The sequence below is a fragment of the Nostocoides sp. genome, assembly GCF_035343835.1.
Classification (GTDB): domain Bacteria; phylum Actinomycetota; class Actinomycetes; order Actinomycetales; family Dermatophilaceae; genus Nostocoides_A; species Nostocoides_A vanveenii.
On record NZ_DAOQZV010000146.1, the window covers coordinates 1 to 7,971 of the forward strand.

Annotated in this window: 7 protein-coding genes; 2 read left to right on the top strand and 5 right to left on the bottom strand. The window is 68.2% G+C overall.

Features of this window, described 5'->3' with window-relative positions; all coding sequences use genetic code 11:
• Nucleotides 1–76 precede the first annotated feature (76 nt).
• The 3 genes from PKH97_RS10930 to PKH97_RS10940 are packed head-to-tail and all read right to left on the bottom strand — an operon-like array spanning nt 77 to nt 4,792.
• The gene (locus tag PKH97_RS10930; protein WP_324387441.1) at nt 77–1,915 is read right to left on the bottom strand and encodes a Type 1 glutamine amidotransferase-like domain-containing protein; all 1,839 of its coding nucleotides are present in this window, start codon (nt 1,913–1,915) and stop codon (nt 77–79) included.
• A 26-nt stretch (nt 1,916–1,941) separates the two neighbouring features.
• Nucleotides 1,942–2,946 carry a hypothetical protein gene (locus PKH97_RS10935; protein ID WP_324387442.1) on the bottom strand — a complete coding sequence of 335 codons (1,005 nt, stop codon included), beginning with the start codon at nt 2,944–2,946 and terminating at the stop codon, nt 1,942–1,944.
• 25 nt (nt 2,947–2,971) lie between these two features.
• Nucleotides 2,972–4,792, bottom strand: a complete 1,821-nt coding sequence (locus PKH97_RS10940; protein ID WP_324387443.1) for a phospholipase D-like domain-containing protein — start codon at nt 4,790–4,792, stop codon at nt 2,972–2,974.
• Between the two features lie 68 nt (nt 4,793–4,860).
• Between PKH97_RS10940 and PKH97_RS10945 the strand changes: the two genes are divergently transcribed.
• Together PKH97_RS10945 and PKH97_RS10950 are read left to right on the top strand one after the other, a co-directional pair.
• A complete protein-coding gene (locus tag PKH97_RS10945; RefSeq protein ID WP_324387444.1) occupies nt 4,861–6,237 on the top strand; it encodes a potassium transporter TrkG in 1,377 nt (458 codons plus the stop codon).
• Between the two features lie 25 nt (nt 6,238–6,262).
• Complete coding sequence (locus tag PKH97_RS10950) at nt 6,263–6,898, top strand: TrkA family potassium uptake protein (protein WP_324387446.1); 636 nt, start codon at nt 6,263–6,265, stop codon at nt 6,896–6,898.
• 10 nt (nt 6,899–6,908) lie between these two features.
• Here PKH97_RS10950 and nusB read toward each other — a convergent pair whose 3' ends face one another.
• Both nusB and efp read right to left on the bottom strand, forming a co-directional pair.
• A complete protein-coding gene (nusB, locus tag PKH97_RS10955; RefSeq protein WP_324387445.1) occupies nt 6,909–7,322 on the bottom strand; it encodes a transcription antitermination factor NusB in 414 nt (137 codons plus the stop codon).
• A 26-nt stretch (nt 7,323–7,348) separates the two neighbouring features.
• Nucleotides 7,349–7,909, bottom strand: a complete 561-nt coding sequence (efp, locus tag PKH97_RS10960) for an elongation factor P (protein WP_324387447.1) — start codon at nt 7,907–7,909, stop codon at nt 7,349–7,351.
• Nucleotides 7,910–7,971: the final 62 nt, after the last annotated feature.

Below are 7,971 nucleotides of genomic sequence, written 5' to 3' on the forward strand. Positions count from 1 at the left end.
CGAGTGGCCCAGGTCGCTCCGCGACCGTGGCCACTCGACGGGGCTGAATCGGCCACTCGACGGTAATAGGAACGCGTCAGCGGGCCAGGCGCTCCCCCGGACCGAAGGTGTCGACCACGAGTCCGGCGGCACCGAGCGTCCCGTTCGAGGAGGCCCAGGTCGAGGCGTCCCGGCCGTCGGCCACGACGACAGCCCCGTCGACGACGCGGATGTCATTGCCCTGGAAACGGATCGCCGTGCCGGCATTGATGCCGAGACCGAGTTGCCCCTTGGCCACGGCCACGCCGTTGAAAAGCCGGCCCCAGGTGTAATCGGTGTTCAGCGCCGGGACGACGGTTGCGGAGACGACTCCGAGACCGCGCTGCCATTTCGCCTCGGTCGTCTTGAACGCCAGGCCGGAGACCTCCTCGTAGTTGTCGCCGTTCGGCCGGGCATTGGGTGACCACCGCGCGCCGGCGTAGGCCGCTGCGGGGCCGTCCGCGAAGAACACCGGCGCCGCGGCAGCCGCTGTCGCGGCGAGGGCGCGGAAGCTCGCATCGCGGAAGGCCTTGGCCGCCTGCGGCGGGGAGACCGCGACGAGGAGGACCGCGTCATACGTCGTGACATCGGTGCCCATCCAGCCGCTGTCGCCATAGGTCACAGTGTCGACGTGGCCCATCCATCCGGCCTCCTTGACCTTGGTGCCGTAGGCGGCGGCGGTCGAGCGGGTGTCGGCGGAGATGATGAGCAGTCGGGCCTTCGCTGGATCGGCGCTCGCGGCCGCCGCATCCTTGACCACGCTCGGCACCACATTGGAGCCGCCGAGAACCCCACCGCCGAGATAGACCGTGCCGGTGGCCGACGCCCTTGGCACCACCCAGGCGCGCCCCGTCACCGCGCCGACGGTGGCGCCGCCGCGGGTCATCCGCCGGGTCACCAGGTCATAGTCGGTGTTCTCGGTGAGCAGGTTGACCTTGACCTTCCGCGCCGAGAGCCAGCGCTCGGTGCCGACCCACCGGTGGGTGGCGTTCAGGCTCTCGTAGTCGATGGTCGCCACCCCGGACAGGCCGAAGACCTGCGTCAGCGTCCGGTCGCCGTAGTTGACGACACCGGTCGCATAATCGGCGCCGACCCCGACGGGGCTCGTGACGCCGAACCGCTCGTCGGCGGTGGCAATCGTCGACAGCGACCGGCCGAACCGGCCCCGCTCATAGAAGTGCTGATCGTAGATCGCCCGCTGCGACCCGAAGACCAGGCCGCGCTGCCGGTCGCCGTCATTGCCCCACCACATCAGCGTCGAGCCGCGCCGAAGTCCTTGCGCGGCACCATAATCGCCGACATAACCGTTGATCATCGAGGTCGACTCGATCGCTGCCCCAGCGCTGGTGCCGGCGAAGGGCACGCCCCGCTTGACCGCCGCCGTCATCGCCGTTTCCGCGGGCGAGTTCGCCAGCACCTTCATCGCGATCCCCTGGTCGCCGCCGAGGGCATAGATGCCGTCCAGGCTCGGGCTGCGCAAAGCGGCCGAGTTCGACGTCTTCAGAGCGTCGGCTCGATTGAGCAGAAGGGCGAGTCGGCCGACGCACCGCATCCCGGCGGGCACGACCGCAGTGCAGGCGTCCTGCACCTCCTGGGTGCGCTGTTTGGCAAGGGCGATGTTCTCGGGTCGGCTCGGCCAGTCGTCGCCATAGGCGGACGGCACGACCACGAGATCGACGGTCGTGTCTCCGGCCCGCGAGATCGCCATCTTGGCGAATGCCTGGAGCGTCTCGAACTCGTAACCGCCGCCCGTCGGCATCATCACCGTCGGCGGCGCCCCGGCATCGGCGCCGCCGTCACCCGGCCCGGCGAGCGCAGGGTAGGCGCCGGAAACGGCCAATCCGGTCAGCGCAGTGATGGTGGCAAGGCGACGCAGTCGCTTCGGTGTCTCTCCCATCGCCCGACCGTAGCGACCCGAGGCCGTCAGCGGCGTGGTCGGCGCGCGGCAATGTCATGCCGCACCGGCCTGAGGACCGGCGTCAGGGACAGGGCGCCCGCGACTGAGCCGAGCGCACTGAGCTCCTCGAGGATGGTTCGCGTCGGCGGCAGCAATACCAGCTCGCGCGCCTCCGTTCGATCGACGAGGGTTGAAACGCCGGCCCACCCGGAGCGGTGCGCCTCCGTGGTCGTATGACCGAAGCTGGCCGCTTCAGCTGCCTCGACCGGATAGAGGAAAAAGCGTACATCGAAGCGTTTAGGCATCCCGATCGGAGTGATCCAGTCGTCCCACGGGACCAGCCGAGCGGGGTCGAGGACGGCTCCCGTCTCCTCCGCGACCTCCCGGATGCCCGTGGCCAGCAGCGTGCGTGCCGCCTCCTCGGCGGACCCCAAATGACCGTATGCCGTTCTCCCCCACCGCGCACCGTGCTCGGCCACCAGCGTCGCGGGGAGCGCTAGTGCGGCACCTGCTTGTCGGTCGCCGGGGTCGATGCGGCCGCCCGGAAAGACCACGGCCCCGGCCGCGAAATCCATGGTGCTGACGCGGTACTGGACAAACACCTCAAGGCGGCCGGCCACCTCGCGCACGGGGATCACGCTGACCGCAGGGATCGCGACGGGGGAATCCGCAAGCGGGTCGGGCACCGGCATACCGGCGACGACGGTTCTGATGACCGGGTCCGCATCGGCCGTCGCCGTCACGGCGACGTGCTTCTGCCCGGCATCGAGCATCAGGCCGAGCGCGGCGCGGATCAGCATCTCCTCGACTCCGAGCCCAGCGACCTCCGCGGACACGCGCACACCGGCCAGCCGCAACGATCCGGCGTCGTCGACGACCACGGCGAAGCCGGCCGTCGGCGTGCCCACCACCAGGACCGAGGCGATCGGGAGGCCATCGCTCAGCGCCGCGATCGCTGAGGAGAGGTGCGCGCGGTCGGCGGGATCGGCATACCGCACGCTGGTGACCCGCAGACGCGAGGCGGAGGTCATCCGGGCAGGATACGCAGCCGCGCCCTCACGGTTCGGCGGGGAGCGAGAGCCGGGCACCCGACATGGTGATGAACTGCTCGGCGCGCTTCGTGCGAAGGCTGCCGGGGCCGTAGTTCTCCAGCCAACCGTCGTCCTCGCTCAGATCGAGCGCCGCAGGTGCCGCCCGCCGCGCCCCCGCCCGGTCGGTCCGCGAGCGCGATTCGACGACGGACCGGAAGTAGTAGTGGAAGAAGAGCCGGTTGAACTCGGTGAAATAGATGTCCGCGACCCGCCGGTCCCCACGAATGACCACCATGTTCTCGTCATTGTCCACACACGAGGCGCGCGAGAAGTTCGCCGATCCGGTCACGACGATCGGGTCGTCGCCTAGGGGGTCACTGAGCAGGAATTTGTTGTGGATGAAGGCGACATGAACATTGAGGCCTAGTTCGCGCGTGGTGGTCTCGGCAACCCATTGCCCCAGCGGGGTGCCGAGTTCGCTTCCCCACGCCTGGTAGATGTTCTTGCTCGCATCGAGTTCGATCCGCGGCGCGCCGGGGCGAGTCCGATCCGGCGTCTCCAGGAGGAAGAACCGCAGCGGACTGGACGAATCTCCCTGCGCCAGAACGTCCTTCAGCTCCTGAGCGATCCCGAAGGCGAAGGTCGCGCACGCGAGGGACTGCGGGTGGGCGAGCAGATCGGCATACAGGGCAAGCGGCTCGGGTCCGGGCCGCGGGCTGAAGATCGCCCGGCACCCGGTGCCGATATCCGACCGCGAGGCCGGCGTTGGACTCAGCGCCAGCACCGCCGACTCGTACTCGCGGTTGCGTTCGATGTTCTCGCTGCGCCCCTCCCCCGGCCGCGCGCCCGGGTCATTCGCCAGGAGGGAGAAATAGGCGAGGAAGTCGGCCGCGAGTCCCGAGTCCCGCACCAGGTGACCGACATTCGATTGCCCGTGAATGCCGCCGGTCGTCAGATTCGTCGACCCGGTCCAAACCGCCACCGGCGACCCTGCGCGCACCAGCACGAGGAATTTGTTGTGCTGGATCTCGGCGCGCCGGTTGACCCGCGGGAGGAGCGCGGTGTCGGGCAACCCGGCGTCCACGATGGCCGCGAGATTCGCAACGCGCGGCGTGCTCTCGACCCACGTGCGTTTTCGCGTGCCGTCGTCCTGCTTCTTGTTCTCCCAGTGCTCGTTCTCCTTCAGGTCGATGACGAGTTGCACATCGACGCCGCGATCGATCGCCGCGCGGAACTCGGAAAGCACGGGCCCATAACTGAATTCGTAGAACGCGCCCCGAAGCGCATCGCCGGGGCCGGCGGACCGGATGAACGCGATGAGCGCCTCATCGAGATCCCGGCTGAGCCAGTCCATCGCCAGTTGACGCAGCGCGGGCGTCGCGAGCTCGTCGGGCCTGAGGTTGCCGAAGCGACGGGCATAGAACTGGCTGGATGCGACACCCCGGTTGAAATGGATGTCGTGGACCTCCGACTCGCGTGGCTCGGCGGACACCTCGATGGCGACCGGGCGGCCATACGCCGGCTGCGCCGGTGTGCCGCGGACGGGGATAAAGCGATAGCCGTATGCCGTCCCCGCCTGCACGGTGAAGTCGTCCCAGACAAGCGACTGGATGGGGTGGGCGTGTGTGGAGTGGCTCGCTCCCGGCTCGGGATCGGGCACCACCGAGCGGAAGACCTTGAAGCCCTCGACATACCGCCAGCGACCGCCGGGGGCACGTCGTTGCACCGCGAAGCCGAGCAGTCCGCGCCGGGCCCGGACGGACACGCGCAACCCGAAGGAGACGGTGTTGACCCCAGTCACGGCGAAGACCGTCACCCCGTCGACGGCGGCCGAGCGGAAGCGCACCGCCTCAGGCTAGGTCGTGGGCCGCGTCGGCGTCCCGCTTTCGGAAGGATTCGGCATAGGGTCCTGTGGTGCCACGACGACGCAGACTCGCGGCCGGCTCGACGCAGGGACGGATGGCCGAACGCGCCAAGGCGCATCCGGCACGCTTCGTGCTGTACATCTTCACCCTCGTCAATCTCGCCTTTACCACGCTGCTTCTGCTTCCCCGCGCCACCGAGACCGGCCAGCGGGCGCGCTTTGTCGATGCCTTGTTCACCGCCGTGTCCTCGGTCTGTGTGACGGGACTGACCGTCCACGACACCGGCAGCTACTGGTCGGGCTTCGGGCATGTCGTCATCTTGTCCGCGATCGCGGTCGGCGGCCTGGGCATCATCACCTTGGCCTCGATCCTGGGCATCGTCGTCTCGCGTCGGATGGGCCTGGGCTATCGCGTGCTGGCGGCGCGAGAGACCAAGACCGAGCGCCTCGGCGAGTTGGCCGAGCTGCTCAAGGTTGTCGTCGGCACCACGCTCCTGATCGAAGGGCTCGTCTTCGTCGTTCTGGTGCCGCGTTTCCTGACTGACGGCGAAGGGGTCGGGCCGGCGCTGTGGCACTCCCTCTTCTATGCGATCTCGGCCTACAACAACGCCGGCATCGTGGTCCATCCGGGGGGCCTGCCGACCCACCCGGGCGACTGGTGGCTGCAGGTGCCGCTGATCGTCGGGGTGTTCCTCGGCAGCGTCGGCTTCCCGGTCCTGCAAGTGCTTCGGCATCGCTGGCGCCGGCCCCGCACCTGGGGCTTGCACGCCCAGCTCACATTGGCCACGACGGGCATCCTCATCGCGGGGTCGATCGTGCTCTTCCTCGCGCTCGAGTGGCGCAATCCAGCCACCATGGGGCCGCACTCGGTCAGCGACAAGGCTCTCGACGCCCTGTTCATGGCCGTCATGCCTCGATCCGCGGGTTTCAACACGGTGCCGGTCGGCGACCTGAACCACACCACCATGCTCTCGCTCGATGCCTTGATGTTTGTCGGCGGCGGGCCGGTCTCGACCGCCGGCGGCATCAAGGTCACCACTTTGGCCGTGCTCTTCCTGGCAGTCGTGGCCGAGGCCCGCGGTGATCGTGATGTCGAGGTCTTCTCTCGACGAGTTCCGGCTAGCAGCCTGCGGCTCGCGGTCGCCGTGACCATGCTCGGTGCCACGATCGTCCTGATCGGGTCGATGATCGTCACCGAGCTGACCCATGAATCGCTCGATCGCGTCCTGTTCGAAGTGCTCAGCGCCTTTGCGACCTGTGGCCTGTCCACGGGCCTGTCCGCCGAACTTCCGGATGCCGGCAAATATGTGCTGACCTTGTTGATGTTCATAGGGCGCACCGGCACCATGACGGTCGGCGCTGCCCTCGCCCTGCGAGAGCGGCGCCACCTCTATCGACTCCCCGAGGAAAGGCCGATCATTGGCTAAGGACAAGCTCAGTCACGAGCCGGTCATGGTGATCGGGCTCGGCCGGTTCGGTGCCGCGACCGCGCAAGCGCTCACCGCTCTCGGCCATGACGTGCTCGCCATCGAACGTGACCCGGTCCTGGTGCAGGAGTGGGCCCCGCGCCTGACCCACGTGATCGAGGCCGACGCGACCCACTTGGAGGCGCTCGAACAACTGGGCGCCAGGGACTTCCCGATGGCGGTCGTCAGCATCGGCGGGAGCGTCGAGTCCAGCGTGCTGGCCACGGCGAATCTCGTCGACCTCGGCTGCCCGCAGATCTGGGCGAAGGCGGTCACGACGAGCCACGGTCGCATCCTGGAGCGCATCGGCGCCCATCACGTCGTCTATCCCGAAGGTGACGCCGGGCGCCGAGTGGCTCGCCTGCTCAGCGGCCGGATGATCGAATACATGCCCTTCGAGGACGACTTCGCGATCGCGACGATGCGCCCGCCGCTGGAGACCCAGGGCTTCACACTGAGCCAGTCCGAGATCCGCGGGCGGTATGGCGTGACTGTCGTGGGCCTGAAGGCCCCGGGCAAAGACTTCGTCTATGCCCAGGCCCACACCAAGGTCACGCCCTACGACCTGCTCGTCGTCGCCGGCGAGCCGGGCAAGATCGAACGTCTCGCTGCGCGGCCCTGAGGTCCTTGCGTCAGGCCAGGGTCGGCTTGACCTGCACGAGCCGGGCGAGCAGACCGTTGACGAACTTCGGCGATTCGTCTGTGGACAGCTCACTCGCTAGGCCGACGGCCTCGGCGATGGCGACCTTCTCGGGGACCTCGGTGCTGTAGAGCACTTCATACGCCCCGAGCCGCAGGATCGCCCGATCCACCGCGGGCATCCGCGCGACCGGCCAGCCCTGGCTGTAGGTGTCGAGCAGCTCGTTGATCTCGCGCCAGTGCCCGACGACGCCCTCGACGAGGGTCGCCGTATACGGATTCAATGGCGCCTGGGTGACCGGCGTGGCGAGCCGTTCGTGCAAAAGGTCGCCGACATTGACGCCCCGCGCCTCGGCCTCGAAGAGCAGGTCGAGGGCGCGCTTGCGCGCCTTGGTGCGTGCCGCCATACGGGCCTCTTATCTGTCGCGGACGATCAGTTGACGCGGCCGAGGTAGGAGCCGTCGCGCGTGTCGACCTTGACCTTGGTGCCGGTCTCGAGGAAGAGCGGGACCTGGATCTCGGCGCCCGTTTCCAGCGTGGCCGGCTTGGTGCCGCCGGTGGAGCGGTCGCCCTGCAGGCCCGGCTCGGTGTAGCTGATCTCCAGCACGACCGACGCCGGGAGTTCGATGTAAAGGACATTGCCATCGTTGCGGGCCACGATCGCGTCCTGGTTCTCCAGCATGTACTTCGCCGCGTCTCCGACGATCTGCGGGCTGACCGAGATCTGGTCGTAGGTGTCGGGGTCCATGAACACGAAGTCGGTGCCGTCGTTGTAGAGGTACTGCATCGTGCGCTTGTCCACATTGGCCGTCTCGACCTTGACGCCGGCGTTGAAGGTCTTGTCGACGACCTTGCCCGACAGGACGTTCTTGAGCTTGGTCCGCACGAAGGCCGGACCCTTGCCCGGCTTGACGTGCTGGAACTCGATGACGGTCCAGAGCTGGCTGTCGATGTTGAGGACGAGCCCGTTCTTCAGGTCGTTGGTGGTCGCCACGCGGAAATCGCTTTCGTATGCCGTGGGCGCGCGTGGACACGCGCCACCCACGTGGAGGGTCT